The sequence below is a fragment of the Actinomadura sp. NBRC 104412 genome (assembly GCF_030269515.1).
GTDB lineage: Bacteria > Actinomycetota > Actinomycetes > Streptosporangiales > Streptosporangiaceae > Spirillospora.
Map to the genome: position 1 here is coordinate 294,586 of NZ_BSTM01000005.1, position 17,290 is coordinate 311,875.

At 71.4% G+C, this 17,290-nt stretch carries 17 protein-coding genes; 8 read left to right on the forward strand and 9 right to left on the reverse strand.

Annotated elements, in window-relative coordinates; all coding sequences use genetic code 11:
- The first annotated feature begins 237 nt into the window (after positions 1-237).
- Both QSK21_RS09325 and QSK21_RS09330 read left to right on the forward strand, forming a co-directional pair.
- Positions 238-603 carry a hypothetical protein gene (locus QSK21_RS09325; protein ID WP_285695006.1) on the forward strand — a complete coding sequence of 122 codons (366 nt, stop codon included), beginning with the start codon at positions 238-240 and terminating at the stop codon, positions 601-603.
- Positions 600-1,046, forward strand: coding sequence for a ferritin-like domain-containing protein (locus tag QSK21_RS09330; RefSeq protein ID WP_285695008.1), 447 nt, complete (start codon positions 600-602; stop codon positions 1,044-1,046). The genes QSK21_RS09325 and QSK21_RS09330 overlap by 4 nt, the downstream gene beginning before the upstream one ends.
- Before the next feature lie 2 nt (positions 1,047-1,048).
- Here QSK21_RS09330 and QSK21_RS09335 read toward each other — a convergent pair whose 3' ends face one another.
- Together QSK21_RS09335 and QSK21_RS09340 are read right to left on the reverse strand one after the other, a co-directional pair.
- The gene (locus QSK21_RS09335; RefSeq protein WP_285695009.1) at positions 1,049-2,302 is read right to left on the reverse strand and encodes an alpha/beta fold hydrolase; all 1,254 of its coding nucleotides are present in this window, start codon (positions 2,300-2,302) and stop codon (positions 1,049-1,051) included.
- Positions 2,303-2,377: 75 nt separating this feature from the next.
- Complete coding sequence (locus tag QSK21_RS09340) at positions 2,378-3,073, reverse strand: HAD family hydrolase (protein ID WP_285695010.1); 696 nt, start codon at positions 3,071-3,073, stop codon at positions 2,378-2,380.
- A gap of 160 nt (positions 3,074-3,233) precedes the next feature.
- On the opposite strand from QSK21_RS09340, the gene QSK21_RS09345 reads away from it, so the two are divergent.
- From QSK21_RS09345 to tnpB, 5 genes are all read left to right on the forward strand, one after another.
- Positions 3,234-4,340 (forward strand): LLM class flavin-dependent oxidoreductase, encoded by a 1,107-nt coding sequence (locus QSK21_RS09345; RefSeq protein WP_285695011.1) that lies wholly within the window; start codon positions 3,234-3,236, stop codon positions 4,338-4,340.
- Positions 4,337-5,413, forward strand: coding sequence for a phenylacetate--CoA ligase family protein (locus QSK21_RS09350; RefSeq protein ID WP_285695013.1), 1,077 nt, complete (start codon positions 4,337-4,339; stop codon positions 5,411-5,413). Before QSK21_RS09345 ends, QSK21_RS09350 begins: the two co-directional genes overlap by 4 nt.
- 29 nt (positions 5,414-5,442) lie before the next feature.
- A complete protein-coding gene (locus QSK21_RS09355) occupies positions 5,443-7,053 on the forward strand; it encodes an AMP-binding protein (RefSeq protein WP_285695014.1) in 1,611 nt (536 codons plus the stop codon).
- Between the two features lie 258 nt (positions 7,054-7,311).
- Positions 7,312-7,893 carry an IS607 family transposase gene (locus QSK21_RS09360; protein ID WP_285695015.1) on the forward strand — a complete coding sequence of 194 codons (582 nt, stop codon included), beginning with the start codon at positions 7,312-7,314 and terminating at the stop codon, positions 7,891-7,893.
- Entirely contained in the window at positions 7,890-9,182 is a 1,293-nt protein-coding gene (gene tnpB / locus QSK21_RS09365; protein ID WP_285695016.1) for an IS607 family element RNA-guided endonuclease TnpB, read from the forward strand. Before QSK21_RS09360 ends, tnpB begins: the two co-directional genes overlap by 4 nt.
- Positions 9,183-9,210: 28 nt before the next feature.
- Here the strand turns inward: tnpB and QSK21_RS09370 are convergent, their stop codons facing one another.
- Positions 9,211-9,624 (reverse strand): Zn-ribbon domain-containing OB-fold protein, encoded by a 414-nt coding sequence (locus tag QSK21_RS09370; protein ID WP_285695017.1) that lies wholly within the window; start codon positions 9,622-9,624, stop codon positions 9,211-9,213.
- Positions 9,621-10,796: a thiolase C-terminal domain-containing protein gene (locus tag QSK21_RS09375; RefSeq protein ID WP_285695018.1), complete on the reverse strand. Its 1,176-nt coding sequence runs from the start codon at positions 10,794-10,796 to the stop codon at positions 9,621-9,623. The genes QSK21_RS09370 and QSK21_RS09375 overlap by 4 nt, the downstream gene beginning before the upstream one ends.
- A gap of 254 nt (positions 10,797-11,050) precedes the next feature.
- Here QSK21_RS09375 and QSK21_RS09380 point away from each other — a divergent pair, with 254 nt between their 5' ends.
- Positions 11,051-11,584 (forward strand): flavin reductase family protein, encoded by a 534-nt coding sequence (locus QSK21_RS09380; RefSeq protein ID WP_285695105.1) that lies wholly within the window; start codon positions 11,051-11,053, stop codon positions 11,582-11,584.
- 15 nt (positions 11,585-11,599) lie between these two features.
- Here the strand turns inward: QSK21_RS09380 and QSK21_RS09385 are convergent, their stop codons facing one another.
- The 5 genes from QSK21_RS09385 to QSK21_RS09405 all read right to left on the reverse strand — a co-directional run bounded on the left by QSK21_RS09385 (position 11,600) and on the right by QSK21_RS09405 (position 17,263).
- Entirely contained in the window at positions 11,600-12,829 is a 1,230-nt protein-coding gene (locus QSK21_RS09385; protein ID WP_285695108.1) for an ROK family transcriptional regulator, read from the reverse strand.
- Positions 12,829-13,677 carry an ATP-binding cassette domain-containing protein gene (locus tag QSK21_RS09390; protein ID WP_285695020.1) on the reverse strand — a complete coding sequence of 283 codons (849 nt, stop codon included), beginning with the start codon at positions 13,675-13,677 and terminating at the stop codon, positions 12,829-12,831. Before QSK21_RS09390 ends, QSK21_RS09385 begins: the two co-directional genes overlap by 1 nt.
- A 244-nt stretch (positions 13,678-13,921) precedes the next feature.
- The gene (locus tag QSK21_RS09395) at positions 13,922-15,205 is read right to left on the reverse strand and encodes a sugar ABC transporter permease (RefSeq protein ID WP_285695021.1); all 1,284 of its coding nucleotides are present in this window, start codon (positions 15,203-15,205) and stop codon (positions 13,922-13,924) included.
- A 10-nt stretch (positions 15,206-15,215) separates the two neighbouring features.
- Positions 15,216-16,013 (reverse strand): ATP-binding cassette domain-containing protein, encoded by a 798-nt coding sequence (locus QSK21_RS09400; protein ID WP_285695022.1) that lies wholly within the window; start codon positions 16,011-16,013, stop codon positions 15,216-15,218.
- Positions 16,014-16,183: 170 nt separating this feature from the next.
- Positions 16,184-17,263: a sugar ABC transporter substrate-binding protein gene (locus tag QSK21_RS09405; protein WP_285695023.1), complete on the reverse strand. Its 1,080-nt coding sequence runs from the start codon at positions 17,261-17,263 to the stop codon at positions 16,184-16,186.
- Between the last annotated feature and the right edge of the window lie 27 nt (positions 17,264-17,290).

Below are 17,290 nucleotides of genomic sequence, written 5' to 3' on the forward strand. Positions count from 1 at the left end.
GATGGGCGCATCGCTCGTCGCGGCCCGGCAGCGCCACGAAGTCGATCAGGAGCCAGGTTGCCAGGGGCGGGACCGCGGGACGGCCCGGCGTCCGCCGCCGTGTCCCGGCGCGCGGTCGTGGGAGGCGGTGCCGCACTGGCCGTGCCGCTGCTCGCCGGTTGCGAAGGCGGCGACGGTGACCCGGGGGACGGGCGCGCCCAAGCGCCCGACCCGGCCGTACCGCTTCTCTTAGGGGTCATGGCTGCCGAGCGGGATCTCATCGCTTTGTACGAGGCGGCCCGCCGCTCTCATGCGTCGCTGGCGCGGCATCTCGACCGTCCGCTCGCCCACCACCGGGAGCATCTGGCCGTGCTGCGCCGCCACTACGTCCCCGGGAGGGGCGCCCGCGCACACGAGGGCGGCGCGCTCCCGGCGCCGCGCGTCGTCCAGGCACCGGGTAAGGCGTCCGAGGCGTTGAAGGAGTTACGCGAAGCGGAGGCCAGGGCCGCCGCCGCCCGGGTGGCCGAGGTCTCCAGGGCCACGCCGGGCCTGGCCCAGCTCCTGGCGAGCATCGGTGCGTGCGAGGCCGGCCACGCGGCGGTTCTTTCCAGGGTGAAGCCGTGACTTCGGTGGACGCGCTACAGGCCGCTCTGCGCGCCGAACACGCGGCGGTGTACGGGTACGGGGTCGTGGGCGCACGGGTGCGGGGCGCGCTCCAGCGCAGGGCCAGGACGCTCTGGAACATCCACCGCGCCCAACGGGACGCCTTGGCCGCCCGCATCACCGCACTGGGCGCCGAGCCGGAAGCGGCGGCGGTCGCCTACACGCTGCCGGCGCCGGTCACGTCCACCCGTAGCGCCGCGCGGGTCGCCGCCGTCCTGGAGGACGACCTTGTGACCGCCTACGCGGGCTTGGCGGGGTCGCCCGATGCGGCGCTCCGTACGCTCGCGGCGCGCGCCATGCAGGACGCCATGGCCAGGGCCGTGCGCTGGCGGGCCGATGCGGGACGGCCCACCTCGCCGTCGTCCGCGTTCCCAGGTCTGCCGCCGCACGCCCTGGGCGGCTGAGTTCAGGCGAGGCCGCGGTTCATCGCGATGAGGCGGTCGAGCACCTTCGGGTCGAGGGACAGGCCGTTGTGGGCGTACTCGTTGGTGACCCAGGTGCGCAGGCCCTTGATGGACGCGGCCGTCCGCATCGACTGCTCCCGGTCCACGTACATGTCGTCGTAGTACACCGCCGCCACGACCGGGACGGTGTTGGCGGCGAGTCGCCCCACGTCGTACAGGGCGGGCCAGTCCTCGTACCGGGCCAGGAGTTCCGCGCACTCCTTGAGGGGGCGCAGCGCCGGGTCCTCGTCGAAGAACCAGGGGTAGATCATCTCGCCGTAGAGGAGCGACTCGTCCTCGAACTCGGGGAACTCGCCCAGGACGCGCTGGGCGGACCAGTTCGAGGCCGTTCCCTGGCAGTAGATCGCCTCGTGGAGCAGCGCGTACAGGGGGTGGTGCGCGTAGGTGACCCACTCGTCCACGGTGCGCAGGAACGTGTCGGACAGCTCCGTCCCGGCGAACGCCTCTTCCAGGAGGTAGTGCAGGCCGTCGAACCGGGCGGACGAGCCGAGGGCGATCCCGACCGTGCGCAGCCTGCGGGGCGTGAGCCGTTCACCGCCGGGGAGCCGCACGTCGTTGCCGTCCAGGTGCTCCAGCACCCGGTCGAGCGCCGCGCGGTCGCCGGGGTAGCGCGCGAAGTACCGCTCGGCGGCGGCCCGGACCCGCGGGTAGGCGGCCCGGTAGACCTCGTCCGGCCCGCCGGTCAGGTTGGGCAGGCCGCCGGTGATGAACGCCTCCCGCAGCCCGTCCGGTGCCAGGGACAGGTAGGTGACCGTGCAGAAGCCGCCGTAGCTCTGGCCCAGGACGCTCCACGGGCGGTCGCCGTTCAGGGTGCGGCGCAGCAGTTCGGCGTCCCGGACGATCGAGTCGGCCCGGAAATGCCGGAGGTAGTCGGCCGCCTCGGCCGGGTCGGCGGGCAGGGTCCGCCGGTTGGCCGGGGTGCTGCGCCCGGTGCCGCGCTGGTCGAGGAGGAGCACCCGGTAGTCGCGCAGGGCCCGTTCAAGCCAGGCCCCGCCCTCCCCTGGGCGCGTCGCCTTGTGCCCAGGCCCGCCCTGGAGGAACAGCAGCCAGGGCAGGTCCTCCCCCTCCTTGTCGGGGGCCACGACTTCCCGTGCGTAGACCTCGATCGTCCGTCCGTGGGGGTCGTCGTGGTCGAGGGGGACCTCCAGGACGTGGTCGGTGCACACGAAGCCGGGGCGGCGGAACGTAACAGGCATGCCTCAACTATCGCGGCACGCGGGCCGTGCCCAGCCCTGCGGCCCCTCAAGCGTGCTCAGCCCCCTCGGGCGTGCTCAGGCCCCTGACGACCAGCGGTCCACATGGTGGAGCAGCTCGTCCAGGCTCTTGATGACCGCGTCGGGGGTGACCGTGTCCCAGGCCGGAACGCGGCTGTTGGGGACGAGCACGCCCCGCAGCCCCGCCGACTTGGCGCCGTGGATGTCGTCGTAGGGACGGTCTCCGACGTACACGCAGGCGGATGGGTCGTCCACGCCGACGGCGGCCATCGCGGCGCGGAACGCCTCGGCGTGCGGCTTGGTCCACGGTATCTCGCTGGAGTAGACGGCCCCGTCGAGGAGGTCGAGCACCCCGTCCCTGGCGAAGATGCGCTCGTGCCAGTCGCGTGACCACATCGTGTTGGACAGCACCCCGACCTTGATGCCGCGCTCGCGCAGCTCGCGGAGGACGCCGGGCGCCGCCGGATCGGTGAACGTGTGCGGGGTCCAGACCTCGAACTGGGTGGCCAGCATGGCCTCGGTGGGCTCCACTCCGGCGAGCGCGAACACCTCGTCCAGGGTCGCGCTGCGATGCTCGTCCCTGCCGCGCCGCCACAGCTCGTCCTCCGCGTCCAGGAGCGCCTTGGCCACCTCCTCGACACGGTCGGGGTCGAGGTGCGCGGCGCAGATCCGCCGCCACATCTCGCCGAGCTCGATGTCGTGCCAGGGGGTGAGGGTGCCACCCCAGTCGAAGATCACCGCCGATACCGCCATGCCCGGATGGTAACGGCGGTTTCCACCGATTCCGGACGGGTTTTCGGCGGGGCCGCGGCACCCCGGAGGCCGCGCGACGACTTGTTGCCGTGGTCGGCTGCTGATAATCTCCCAAGCGAGCGCTTGGTCATATGGTCGCACAGCATCACCGGAGGCTCGATTGACGTCCCTACGGGTCAGCCTTGGCTACGAACTTGAGGTGCGCGGGCGGTCCCGCGAGATCGAACGGCGGGCGTTCGAGAACGTGATGAACCAGGTGGTGCTGGCCGACCAGCTGGGCTTCGACACAGCCTGGTTCGTCGAGCACCACTTCACCCGCGGGTTCTCCCACTCCTCCGCGCCCGACCTGGTGCTGGCGGGCATCTCGCAGCGGACCGAGCGCATCCGCCTCGGCCTCGGCGTGGTGCTGCTGCCGTTCCAGTCCCCGATCCGCACCGCGGAGCGGGTGGGGACGCTGGACGTGATCAGCGGCGGCCGGGTCGAGTTCGGAACGGGACGCGGCGCCTCCCCGCTGGAGTACCAGGCGTTCCAGCGTCCGTTCGAGCAGTCCAGGAAGCTGTGGGAGGAGTCGCTGGAGGCCGTCCTGGCGATCTGGAACGCCGACGGGCAGCCGGTCACGCGCTCCAGCGAGTACTTCGAGATCCCCGACGTGGGCGTCTACCCGCGTCCCACCCAGGAGCCGCACCCCCCGGTGTGGGTCGCCTCCACCTCGCTGGACGGGTACCTCGCGGCCGCGCGGCAGGGCTACAACCTGCTCGGCATGACCATGCTCAAGGGCCTGGACGACGTCGCGGAGGACATCGCCAAGTACAAGGAGTGCCTGGCCGAGAACGGGTTCGACCCGGCCACGCGCCGGATCGGGCTGATGATCCCCTGGCATGTGGCGCCCACCCAGCAGGAGGCCGTGGACACCGCGGCCGACCCCGTCCTGTGGTATCTGCGGCGCCAGATCAACCTGGTCGCGCCGCCCGACTACACCGACGCGCGGCACGCCACGCACCGCGTGCTGGGCCAGCAGGCCGTCGGCATGCCGCCCGAGGAGGCGATGGCCATCCTCCGCGAGGAGACCATGGTCGTCATCGACGACGTGGCGGGGTCGCGCAAGGCCGTCGAGCGGATCGAGGCCGCCGGAGCCACCGATCTGATCCTCCAGGTCCAGGTCGGCGGCCTCGGCCATGAGGACGTCTGCAACTCCATGAAGCTCTTCATGAGCGAGGTCGTCCCCGCGGGTGAGCGCGCGGCCTCCGAAGCGCGGGAGGCGAAGTGAGCTGGCCGACCCGTAGCACGTTCCCCGCCGGGCGTACCGCACAGGGACTCTTGCTGGTGTCCCCGGACGGCGGGCCGGTCGTCCCGCTGGCCGCGTCCGACCGTAAGGCGGCGTTGGAGCTGGCATCGGACACGCTGACCGCAGCCGGGCTCGGCCCAAGCGACCGCGTCGTCGTCGCGCTCAACAACGACGGCGAGCAAAGCGGCCCCTTGCTCGCCGAGGCCGCCGCCGGGGTCGCGCAGGCCGCGGCCAGCGTCGGCCCACGTGGACGCCTGCGCCTGCACACCGCGCTGGAGAGCGTGCAAGCCACGGCGCTCATCACCACCCCGACCGGGGCCATGGACTTCCTGGCGCGGCTGCACCTGGAGTTCCTGCTCGATCCCCTCGACCTTGAGCTGCGCCACATCCTGCTGGTGGGCGAGGTGCCATCGCCCAACAGCTACCGGCAGCTCGCCGCGGAGTTCGAGGCGTCCGTCCGGGAGCTGTACGCGGATCCCTTCTTCGGCGTGCCGATCGCGCACCGCGCCCCGTCCGAGTCCTCGCTGACCCCCGTACGGGACGGACTGCTGGCGCTCGCGCCCGTGGACAAGGACGTCATGCTCGACGCCCCCTACGGTGACGGGCTCGCAGAGGTCGTGCTCACACCGTCCTGGCACTCGTCACTAGGCGAGACGCCGCTGCGCACAGGCCAGGCAGTGCGGCTCGAAGGCGGAGAGAAGAACATCCCGGCACCGGCGCACACCGTGGGCGACCACGTGCTGGTGCGGGGACGCTGGCTGTCGGTGTCCAAGGTGGGTGCCGCGCTCGCCCGCATCGACGGGGTCAGCCAGTGGGACCTGCGCATCAGCCGCGAAGGCACGCTCGACGCCGCGGCGCTGCACATCACCTTCAACCGTGACACCCTCGTCAAGAACCCCATGTGGAAGTCGCGCATCGCGCAGGCCCTCTACGCGCTCACCCCCGTCTCGATCGACGTCGTCATCGAAGAGCGGGTCTCCGAGGAACGCCGTCCCGGCACGGTCACCGACCTGCGCGGCCACCACCTGGGACAGGACCGCTCCGAGCTCTCATAGTCACCGGCGTACGCACTCCAGGAGGCGCGATGGACGAGAGGGAGTTGCAGCCCGTACCCGACTGGCACACGATCCCCCGCATGCTGCGGGACCAGGCCGCGCGGCACGGGGACGTGGAGGTCGTCGTCTCGGACGGTGCCACGCTGACCCTCAGCGGGCTGGCGCGGAAGGCGAGCGAGGTCGCACGCGCGCTGATGGCCCTGGGCGTGACCCCCGGCGACCGCGTGTCGGTGTGGGCGCCCAACACCCCCGACTGGGTGGTGGCCGCGTACGGGATCTGGGATGCGGGCGCCATCATCGCCCCGCTGTCCACCCGCTTCAAAGGCATCGAGGCGGGCGCGATGCTCCAGAGGGTCGGCGCCAAAGTGCTGCTGGTCGCCGAAGGCTTCATGGACACGTCCTACCTCGACATGCTCGCCGAGGTACGCGACACCCTTCCGGAACTGGAGCACGTCGTCGTCCTGGGCGACGCGGACCCGGGCACGAGCGGAGCGCTGCGCTGGGACGACTTCGCCGCGGGCGCCTCGTCCATCTCCCCGGAGGCCGCCGAGGAACGCGCCCTCTCGGTCGGCCCGGAAGACCTGGCCGAGATCATGGCGACGTCCGGCACCACCGGAACGCCCAAGGGCGTCATGCTGCACCATGAGCAGCTTCTGCGCGGCTACTGGGACTGGTCGGAGATCGTGACGCTGCGCGAGGGCGACCGCTACCCGATCATCGCGCCGTTCTCGCACGGCTTCGGCATCAACGCCGGCCTGCTCGCCTGCGTGCTGCGCCAGGCCACGATGATGCCCATCCCGCTGTTCGTCCCCGACAAGCTGATGGACCTGATCGAGGAGCATCGGATCAGCGTCCTGGCCGGGGCGCCGCCGATGTTCTTCAAGATCCTGGACGAGCTGGACGGCCCCGGCCCCCGGGACGTCTCCTCGCTGCGCGTCGCGATCTGCGGGGCCGCCGCCGTCCCGCCCGAGCTGATCCGCCGGCTGCTGGACCGCGCCGGACTGGACCGGATGATCAACGCCTACGGGATGATGGAGGGCACCGTCATCTCGATGACCCGGGCCGGCGACCCGGTCGAGGTGATCGCGTCCTCCACCGGCCGCGCGGTGCCCGGCGTGAGCGTGCGGATCGTGGACGACGACGGCAAGGACCTGCCGCCCGGCGAGCGCGGCGAGATCCTCGTCGGTGGGTACGGCGTGATGCGCGGCTACTGGCGCGACCCGGAGCGGACCGCCGAGGCCGTGGACGAGGACGGCTGGCTGCACACGGGCGACATCGGGGAGCTCGACGAGGCGGGCAACCTCTCGATCGTCGACCGTAAGAAGGAGATGTTCATCGTCTCCGGCTTCAACGCGTACCCCGCCGAGATCGAAGGGCTCCTGCTCCAGTGCCCGGGGGTCGCGGAGGTCGCGGTGATCGGCGTCCCGGACGAGCGGCAGGGCGAGGTCGGCCGGGCCTACGTCGTCCCGGCCCCCGGCGGCGACGTGACCCCGGAGGGGATCATCGAGTGGGCGCGCGCCAACATGTCCAACTACAAGGTCCCGCGCCGGGTCATCCTGGTGGACGCGCTGCCCGTCAACCCCAACGGTAAAATCGACAAACCAGCCCTCCACGCGCGCGCCGCCACGGAGCCGGGCTGAACCCGAGCCGGGCTGAACCCGACGTTATCCACAGGGCCCGGTTCTCCTGCGCCACCACCTCCACCCGAGAGATGATCGAATCGGGGGGCGCCCCCGCGGGGCCTTTGATCAGATTTCGCAGGGCCTCTGATCAGCGGCCCCTTGAGGCAGGGGCTCCTTGGGGCAGTTGGCCCTTGAGTAGGGGTCCTTGGGTCAGGGGTGCTCAACTGTGCGCGAAAACGTGAGCAAACGTGATCGAATGTGTGTTTGAATGATTGCGTGAAGCTCGCTGAGTGGGCGCGGTCCCAGGGGATCCACCCGCAGACCGCATATCGGTGGTTCCGCAACGGCACTATGCCGGTCCCGGCCCGCCGCCTGCCCACGGGCACGATCATGGTTGAGGTTCCCCGTGGCGGTACGGCCGAGTGCGCGGTGTTGTACGCCCGCGTGTCCTCACACGACCAGCGCGCCGACCTAGACCGGCAGATCGCCCGGCTTACAGGGTTCGCCGCAGACAACGGCCTGCGGGTGACCGAATCGGTCACCGAGATCGGATCCGGGCTGAACGGGAGACGTCCCAAGCTGATGCGGCTGCTATCGGATGCGTCGGTATCGACGATCGTGGTCGAGCACCGGGACAGGCTTGCGCGGTTCGGCGTGGAGTACATCGAGGCGGCACTGGCCGCCCAGGGGCGTGGGCTGGTGGTCGCAGACTCCGGCCAGACCGCCGATGATCTGGCCGGCGACATGATCGACGTGCTGACGTCGATGTGTGCGCGGTTGTACGGGCGGCAAGGCGCGCGGAATCGGGCGATGCGCGCGGTCACGGCTGCCAAAGCCGACCCCGGGGATGCCGAATGAGGGTTCATCAGGCATACCGGTTCGCGCTCGATCCGACGCCCGTGCAGGAGCGTGCGCTGGCTTCGCACGCGGGTGCGGCGCGGTTCGCGTGGAACTGGGGCCTGGCCGCCTGCAAGGACCGCTACCAAGCCGAGGGTAGGTGGTGGTCGGGTGCCGAGCTGCACCGGCAGTGGAACGCGGTGAAAAAGACCGACCCCGCGCTTGCCTGGTGGCGTGAGAACTCCAAATGCGTCTACCAGGAGGCATTCCGCGACCTTGACCGGGCGCTGCGCGAGTTCGTCCGGTCCCGCACAGGGGCGCGAAAGGGCCGCCGCTTGGGGTTCCCCCGGTTCAAAAAGCGCGGCCGGTGCCGTGACTCCTTCCGGTTCTCCACCGGCGTGATGCGATGCTCAGGGCGGGCGGTGACACTGCCGCGCCTGGGGGTGATCGCCACGCACGAGTCCACCCGCAAACTGGCCCGCCGTCTGGAGAACGGGACGGCGCGGATCCTGTCGGCCACGGTGTCACGGACCGCGCACCGCTGGCACGTGTCCTTCACCGTCGAGGTCGACCGCAACGTTTGCGGGCGGCACGCTCAACCCGGTTCGGTCGTCGGTGTCGACCTGGGCGTCACGACGATGCTGACAGCCGTCGACAACCACGGCACCGCGATCGAGATCACCGGGCCGAAAGCACTGCGGGCCGGACTGCGGAAACTGGCACGGCTCAGCAAGGCCCACTTGCGCACCCAGCGCGGGTCGGCCAACCGCGCCAAAGCCGCCGCGCGGCTGGCCCGCCACCACGCCCGCATCGCCAACGTGCGCACCGATGCGCTCCACAAGGCCACTACACACCTGGCCACCCGGTACGAAACCGTCGTGATCGAAGACCTCAACGTCACCGGCATGCTCGCCAACCGGCGGCTCGCCCGAGCCGTCGCCGATCAGGGTTTCAGGACCGTGCGGCGGATGCTGGACTACAAGACCGGATGGAACGGCGGTCGGCTGCTGGTCGCCGACCGCTGGTTCCCCTCATCCAAGACCTGCTCGGGCTGCGGCAGGCAAAAGCCAAGCCTCCCCCTGTCCGAGCGGACCTACCGGTGCCACACCTGCGGTCTGGTCCTGGGCCGCGACCTCAACGCCGCGATCAACCTGTGCCAACTCGCCGCCAGTGGGGCGGAGAGCCTAAACGCCTGTGGAGGCGATGTAAGACCCGGCCCCGCCGGGCAACCGCCTGCGAAGCAGGAACCCGGCACCGCCACCAGCGCGGGTCAGGCCGGGACCGCCGACGGGCAACCGTCGGCTGCCTGAACTGTGCGTACTCACGTTCGCTCACATTTCAGGTAACGGTTGGGCGCCAGTTGATCAGGGTGGTCTGGTCGTCCACGTCCTCGAAGACGGCCTCCACGCGGAGCCCTGGGCGCAGGAGGTCGGGGGACGCTTCGGCCAGGTTGCCGTACATCAGCAGGTCGTCGCCGTCGTCGAGGCGCACCAGCAGGACGGGGAACGGCACCAGATCGCGCATGCCCGGCATGAAGACCTGGTGGTTGACGATCCAGCTGTAGACGCGGCCGGTGCCGCGCGCCGGTACCCATTCGGACGCGCGGCTCCGGCAGCGGTTGCACACCGCTCGCGCCGGGAAGCGCAGCGTGCCGCAGCCGCCGCACTTCTGCACCGTCAGCTCATGCCGACGGACGGCCTCCCACCATGGCGCCGAGTCCCGGTCGGGTTCCGGCCGCACTCCGAGGTTCACCGGTCACTCCTCAGGATCAGGGCGGACGTGCCGGCGAGGACGTAGCCGGGCTGGGACGTCGACAGGCCCACCTCGGCGCCGGGCACCTGCCGGTCCCCCGCCGTTCCGCGTAGCTGCGCCACGGCCTCGGCGATGTGGTTGATGCCGTGGACGTAGCCCTCCGACAGGAAGCCGCCGTGCGTGTTCACGGGCAGGTCGCCGTCCAGGGCGAGGGCGCCCGAGGCGGCGAACGGCCCGCCCTCCCCCTTGGCGCAGAACCCGTAGTCCTCGAGCTGGACGAGCACCGAGTAGGTGAAGCAGTCGTACAGCTCGGCGAAGTCGATGTCGTCCGGCCCCACGCCCGCCATCGCGTACAGGCGCGGCGCGAGCCGGGCGGCCTCGGTCACGGTGAAGTCGGTGCCGGACGGGCCGCTTCCGGCGCCGGAGAAGAAGCTGTCGCCGCCGCCCCACGCGGCGCCGGAGATCAGCACCGGGGGGTGCCGCAGGTCGCGGGCGCGTTCCCGTGAGGTGACGACGACCGCGCACGCGCCGTCGGTCTCCAGGCAGCAGTCCAGCAGCCGGAACGGCTCGGCGATCCAGCGGGACGCGAGGTAGTCGTCGAGGGTGATCGGGTCGCGTTTGAGGGCCCGCGGGTTCTTCACCGCGTTGGCGCGCTGCCCGACCGCGATGTGGCCGAGGTGTTCGCTGGTCGTCCCGTAGGCGTTCATGTGGGCCCGCGCGTACATGGCGAACTGCTGCGGGGGCGCGAAGTATCCGTAGGGCGCCTGGTATTGGACGTCGAAGATCTGGGCGGGGCCGCGTCCGGTGCCGCCCATGCGGAATTCGGAACGGGCGTTGATGGCGCGGTAGCACACGACGGTCCGGGCGGCTCCCGAGGCGACGGCCATCGCGGCCTGCCCGACCACGGAGTGCGAGACGCTGCCTCCGCCGAACTGGTCGAGGTACCAGGTGACCTCGGGGACGCCGAGCGCGGGTGCCACGACCCAGGGCGGGGTGGAGTCGCCTACCCGGTGCGTGGCGAGGGCGTCCACGTCGTCCACGGTCAGTCCGGCGTCGTCGAGCGCCGCGAGGATGGCGTCGACGGCGAGGGTGAGGGTGGAGACCCCCGAGTTCTTGCTGAACGGGGTGTAGCCGACGCCGGCGATCGCGGTGCGGTCGCGGAAGGTTCCCAATCCGTCCTCCGAATCACCAAGCAAGCGCTTGTCTTACAAGCTAGGCGCCCACAGGCGGCCCTGTCAACGCGGCCCTCATCACCCGAACGGCGCTCGGAACCGGCTTGACACCCGGAACGGGGCGCGCCTATCGTCCAAGCAAGCGCTTGGCTAAGAGAAGGGAGCCGGGTCCGATGGCCCACGCACCGACCGCCGCCGCGGTCACCGTGGCCGGTCCGGCCGATCGGCACCTCGGCCACGGAACGGAACGCCGCATGCACGGATCCCCGAACGGATCGTCAAGGGCCACGACCGACGCGCAGGTGACCGGCATCGACGGCGCTCGCTTCCGGTCGGTGCTGGGCAGGTTCGCCACCGGGGTGGTGGCCATCACCGCCATCGACCCGGCCACCGGAGGGCCCACCGGCCTGGCCGCCAACTCCTTCACCTCGGTCTCGCTGGAGCCGCCGCTGGTGGCCTTCTGTGTCGCGCACACCAGCACCACCTGGCCGCGGCTGCGCGGCGCCCGGCGGATCTGCATCAACATCCTCAGCGAGCCGCAGCTCCGGATCTGCAAGCAGCTCGCGCTCAAGGGCGGCGACAAGTTCGCCGACATCGGCTGGACCGAGTCCCCCAGCGGCAGCCCCGTCATCGACGGCGCCCTGGCCTGGCTCGACTGCGAGATAGAGAACACGCACGTGGCCGGCGACCACGTCATCGTCGTGGCCCGCGTCCACCACCTCGACCAGCACCACGACGGCGACCCGCTGCTGTTCTACCGGGGCACCTACGGCCGCTTCTCCGGCTGAGGCCCGGCCTTCCACCTACACAGGCGTGTCCTCGGGCGCCCTGAGCCGCGCCAGCACCTGCACGGGGTCGGCCAGCACCTCGGCGAACGCGAACTCCGCCGCGCCCACCAGCGTCGTGTCGTCCCCCAGGGCCGCCGTGCGGAGCCGGACGTGTTCCCTGGGAGCCGCCAGAGCGCCGGTGGCCACGACGCTGCGCACCTGGGCGGCGGCGCCCAGGTAGATGTCGCGCAGCGTGCCGCCGAAGATGACCAGGCCCGGGTTGAAGATGTTGACGAGGTTGGCGACTCCCCAGCCGAGCCAGGTGCCGACGCGCTGCAGCGCGTCGCGGGCGGCGATGTCGCCGCGGTCGGCGGCGTCCACCACGGCGCGGACGGCGTCGCGCCCCACCAGGTCGGGCGACTCCTCCCGGCCGGCGTGGTCGAGCAGCGTCCGCTCCCCCACCTCGGCTTCGAGGCAGCCGCGCGACCCGCAGCCGCAGAGCCTGCCGCCGGGGTTGACCATCATGTGGCCGATCTCGCCGCCGTAGCCGTCCTGGCCCCCGAGCAGCTGGCCGCCCATGATGATGCCGCCGCCGACGCCCACGTCCCCGTGCAGGTAGATGAGGTTGTCGCAGCCGACGCCCGCGCCGCGCTCGTGCTCGGCCAGCGCGCCCAGGTTCGCGTCGTTGCACACCGAGACCGGGATGCCCAGGCCCAGGCGGCGCGACAGGGCGACGCCGAGCGCGGGGTCGCCGATGTCGAGGTTCGGGCCGAACATGATCTGGTCGTCGGAGCGGCGCACCGTGCCGGGGAAGGCCAGCGCCGCGCCGACGCAGACGGCGTCGCGTCCCGCCTTGCGCATCAGCGAGCGGGCGGCGGCGGCGAGCGCGCCGACGATCTCGCCCGGGTCCGACGGGCCGCGGGTGCGGGACGCCTCGCGGCGTTCCAGGATGGTGCCGCCCAGGCCGACACGGGCCACGCCGAGGCGGTCGACGCCCACGTCGAACGCCAGCACGTACACCCGGGTGGATTCGGGACGCACGACCAGCGACGGCCGTCCCGCGCGCCGTCCCGGGCTCCGCGGCAGTTCCTCGCGCACCAGCCCGGCCGCGGTCAGGTCGGTGGTCAGCGCCATGATCGTGCTGCGGTTGAGGCCCAGCGACTCGGCCAGCGTCGCCCGCGACGCCGGCCCGCGCAGGTGGACGAAGCGCAGCAGCGTCCCCAGGTTGTGGCGGCGGATCTCCTCTTGTGACGGCCCGGCCCTCATCATGCGGGCGGTCCCGCCGCCTGGCCCGGGAAGCGTCCCCCGGCCGAGTGGGAGGTCCGTGGACGGGCCGGCGCCGGCGGGGTGCCGGCGTCCCTCGGCAGCCCCAGGTCGCCGCTGCGGCCGGAGGTGATCAGCTCCACCACCTGGGCGTGCGTCACGTCCGTCGCCGGCACCTGCGCGACCATCCGGCCCAGGTACAGCGCGGCGATCCGGTCGGACACCGCGAACACGTCGTTCATGTTGTGCGAGATCAGCACCACCGCGAGGCCCCGGTCGGCCAGCCGCCTGACCAGTTCCAGCACCTGCTGGGTCTGCGCGACGCCGAGCGCCGCGGCGGGCTCGTCCAGGATGACCAGCCGGCTGTCCCACAGCACGGCGCGGGCGATCGCGACGGTCTGCCGCTGCCCGCCCGACAGCGTCGCCACCGGCCGCCGCACCGATCCGACCGTCCGCACCGACAGGGACGACAGCGTGCTGATCGCCATCTCCTCCATCGCCGGCTCGTCGAGGACGATGCCGCGGCGGCGTTCCCTGCCGAGGAACATGTTCTGCACGATGTCGAGGTTCTCGCAGAGCGACAGGTCCTGGTGGACGACCTCGATGCCCAGCGCCGACGCGGCGCGCGGGCTGTCGACGCGGACCGGGCGCCCGTCCCACAGGTACCGGCCGGAGTCGAACGGGTGGATGCCGCCGATGCACTTGACCAGGGTGCTCTTCCCCGCGCCGTTGTCGCCGACCAGCGCGGTGACCTCGCCGGGGCGCGCGGTGAACGACACGTCGTGCAGCACCTTGACCGGACCGAAGCTCTTGTTGATACCGCGCAGGTCCAGAACGGGTGTCGCTGACATTCCGAGGGGCTCCCACCGTGCCGCAGCGCGATCGCGCGGAACCAGGTCCTGGCCGGTGAGCGTAGCAGGTGAGAGCCGGTCCGGGAACGCGGCGGCGGGAAGAGCGGCGGCCATGGGGGCCGCCGGCTCCTCCGGTACCGGCGCGCCGCGCATCATCGTCCCGCCGGGCTCCCGCGGCGCCGAGCGGGGACCCGGGCGTGGGCCCGGGGTGAGGCGCCGCGGGAGCGGAACGGCCGGCCGCTCATCATCTGCCCGCCGACACCCGGCGGCGCCGGGCCAGCGCGTCGATGCTCGCCGCCAGCAGCAGGACGCCGCCGGTGACCAGGAAGTTGACGTACGCCTTGGCGCCGAGCAGGCCGAGCCCGTTCTCGATGGTGGCCACGACCAGGCCGCCCAGGATGGCGTCGCGGGCCTTGCCGCGGCCGCCGAACAGGCTGGTGCCGCCGATGACGGCGGCGCCGACCGCGAACAGCAGCGTGTTGCCCGCGCCCGCGTCGGGGGTGACCGAGTTGAGGCGGGACGCGGCGAAGATGCCCGAGATCGCGGCCGTGCCGGAGCAGATCATGAAGACCGACATCCGCAGCCGGACCACGTTGATCCCGGCGCGGCGGGCGGCCTCGGTGTTGCCGCCGATCGCGTACAGGTGCCGCCCGTAGGCGGTGCGGCCCAGCACGAAGGTCGCCACGATCAGCAGCACGCCGATGAGCGGCACGCCCCAGGGGATGCCGGCCAGCGTGACCAGCGGGCTGGGCGCGCGGTCGAGGCTGAGCAGGTAGGTGCCGAACAGCAGCGCCAGCGCCACCACGCCGACCTGGGCGGCCACGAGCTGGACCGGTTTGGTGGCCAGCCCGCGCTTGGACTGCTGCCGCCATCGCCACAGCTGGACGAACGCGTACGCCACGGCGACCACCACCGCCATCGTCCAGCCGAGCCAGACCGGCATGTTGCGGTTGGCCAGCGCGACGATGACCTCGTCGCGCACGGGGACGGTGCCGCCCTGGCCGATCAGGCGCAGGGTGATGCCCTGGAGGCCGAGGAACAGCGCCAGCGTCACCACGAACGACGGGATCCGGATCACCGACACCAGCCAGCCGATCGCGGTGCCGATGACGATGCCGGTGGCGATCGCCGACAGCACCGCCACGTACCAGGGCTGGCCCGAGTCGACGATGATCTTGGCCATGACCGCGCCGCACACGCCGCTGGCCACGCCCGCCGACAGGTCGATCTCGCCGAGCAGCAGCACGAACACCAGGCCCATCGCCAGGATCGTCACCGGCATGGCCTGGGTGAACAGGTTGGCGATGTTGCGCTCGGACAGGAAGGTCTCCGGGCGCAGCGCGGTGAACAGCACGACCAGGCCGAGCAGTCCGAGGATCGCGGGCATCGCGCCGAGATCGCCGGCCCGCACCCGGTTCCAGTAGTCGCGCAGCGCCCCGGGGACGTCCTGGACGCGCCGGTCGACGGCGAAGTCCGAGTCCGCCAGCCGCACGGCGGCCTCCTTGCCCACGGATTTGTCGATGGACATCGAAGCTCCCTCAGATGCTCTCGGCGGTCGCCCGTGCGAGCCCGAGATCGCCGGACCGGCCGGCGGTGATCAGCTCCACGACCTGGCCGGTGGTGACGTCCTCGCGGCGCACGTCCGCGGCCACCCTGCCGAGGAAGAGAGCGGTGATGCGGTCGGCCACCTCGAAGACGTCGACCATGTTGTGCGAGATCAGCACGACCGCGTGCCCGGTGTCGGCCAGCCGCCTGACCAGGTCGAGCACCTGGCGGGTCTGCGCGACGCCCAGCGCGGCGGTGGGCTCGTCCAGGATCACGACCTTGGACTCCCACAGCGCGGCCTTGGCGATCGCGACGGTCTGCCGCTGCCCGCCGGACAGGCTGGCGACCTGCTGGCGCACCGACTTGACGGTGCGCACCGACAGCCGCGCCAGCGTCTCGCGGGCGGCCTGCTCCATCGAGTCCTCGTCCAGGACGATGCCGCGGCGGCGCTCGCGGCCGAGGAACATGTTCTGGACGATGTCGAGGTTGTCGGCCAGCGCCAGGTCCTGGTACACCACCTCGATGCCGAGCGCGGCGGCGTCCCGCGGGCCGTTGATCTCCACCGGCCGGCCCTCGAACTCGATCGTGCCCGAGTCGATCGGGTGGATCCCCGCGATGCACTTGATGAGCGTGGACTTGCCCGCGCCGTTGTCGCCGACCAGTGCCATGACCTCGCCCGTACGCACGGCGAAGTCCACATCGTGCAGGACGTGGACGGCGCCGAAGCTCTTGTTGAGCCCGGTCAGGCGGAGGACGGGGTCGCCGTTGAGGGGCTCGCCTTTGTCTGCCACGAGATTCCTTCTTCCACGGGGGACACCCGTGGCGGGTCCCAGACGCCCGGATTCCGGGCGCCGCAGCGGCGGGACCCGCCACGGGAGGTCACAGAACCGATGTCATCCGTACATCGGGGGGCCGGAACCGTCCACCCGGAGCCGTCCGCCCGAGGCCGGATGAGAACGGCTCACTGGATGCCGGCCTCGGTGCACTTCGCGGCGTAGGCGCCGGTGCAGAGCTCCTCCTTCTTCACGAAGCCGTCGGTGATGACCTGCTTGATGTTGGACTTGTCCATGCCGATCGGCGTGAGCAGCACCGACGGGACCTGGCGCTTGCCCTGCGGGTCGTTGGTGGTGCCGTTGGTCTGCGCCTTCTCGCCCTTGAGGACCGCGACGGCCGCCTTGGCCACCGCGTCGGCCTCCTGCTTGACCGGCTTGTACACGGTCATGCACTGGGTGCCGTCCAGGATGTTCTGCAGGCCCTGGACGGTGGCGTCCTGCCCGGTCACCGGGACCTTGCCGGCCTGGTTGTTCTTCTTCAGGATCGAGATGACCGAGTTGCCGAGGCCGTCGTTGGCGGCCAGCACCCCGTCGATCTTCCCGCCCTGCTGGGTGTACATCTGCTCGAAGATGGTCGCGGCGCGCTGGTTGTCCCAGTCGGGAACGGCCTGCTCGGCGACCTTCTTGTACTTGGTGACCTTGTCGAGGATGTTGTGGGCGCCCTGCGAGAACAGGGTGGCGTTGTTGTCGGTGGGCGCGCCGTTGAGGTAGGCGATGTTGGCGTCCTTGTCGCCCAGGCACTTCTGCAGGCCCTTGCCGAGCTCTTCGCCGACCTTCACGTTGTCGAAGGAGACGTAGTAGTCGGCCACTCCGCCGAGGGTGAGGCGGTCGTAGTCGATGGTCTTGACGCCCTGCTGCTGCGCCTTGCGCTGCACCGCCGCCGCCGAGTTGGAGTCGAGCCCGGTCAGCACCAGGACCGAGACGCCGCTGGTGAGCATCTGGTCGGCGATGGTCTGGAAGCGCTGGGTGGAGCCTTCGGCGTTCTGGATGTCGTACTGGACGCCCGCCGCCTTGAACGACTGCTCCAGGAACGGACGGTCGAAGCTCTCCCAGCGCACCGAGGACTTGGTGTCGGGCAGGATCACGCCGATCTTGCCCTGGGCGGCGCCCTGGCCGTCGCCGTCGTCGGCGCCTTCGTCTCCGCAGGCCGCGAGGGTGAGCACCGCGGCCGCCGACAGGGCGGTGAGGCTGAGGATCCCCTTGCGCATGGGCCCGGGTCCTTTCTAGGGGGTGGG

Excerpts from the sequence above, each read along its gene's own strand:
- QSK21_RS09325 (WP_285695006.1), top strand. The coding sequence starts at position 238 with ATGGCTGCCGAGCGGGATCTCATCGCTTTGTACGAGGCGGCCCGCCGC.
- QSK21_RS09335 (WP_285695009.1), bottom strand. The coding sequence starts at position 2,302 with ATGCCTGTTACGTTCCGCCGCCCCGGCTTCGTGTGCACCGACCACGTC.
- QSK21_RS09340 (WP_285695010.1), bottom strand. The coding sequence starts at position 3,073 with ATGGCGGTATCGGCGGTGATCTTCGACTGGGGTGGCACCCTCACCCCC.
- QSK21_RS09355 (WP_285695014.1), top strand. The coding sequence starts at position 5,443 with ATGGACGAGAGGGAGTTGCAGCCCGTACCCGACTGGCACACGATCCCC.
- tnpB (WP_285695016.1), top strand. The coding sequence starts at position 7,890 with ATGAGGGTTCATCAGGCATACCGGTTCGCGCTCGATCCGACGCCCGTG.
- QSK21_RS09380 (WP_285695105.1), top strand. The coding sequence starts at position 11,051 with ATGCACGGATCCCCGAACGGATCGTCAAGGGCCACGACCGACGCGCAG.
- QSK21_RS09385 (WP_285695108.1), bottom strand. The coding sequence starts at position 12,829 with ATGAGGGCCGGGCCGTCACAAGAGGAGATCCGCCGCCACAACCTGGGG.
- QSK21_RS09390 (WP_285695020.1), bottom strand. The coding sequence starts at position 13,677 with ATGTCAGCGACACCCGTTCTGGACCTGCGCGGTATCAACAAGAGCTTC.
- QSK21_RS09395 (WP_285695021.1), bottom strand. The coding sequence starts at position 15,205 with ATGTCCATCGACAAATCCGTGGGCAAGGAGGCCGCCGTGCGGCTGGCG.
- QSK21_RS09405 (WP_285695023.1), bottom strand. The coding sequence starts at position 17,263 with ATGCGCAAGGGGATCCTCAGCCTCACCGCCCTGTCGGCGGCCGCGGTG.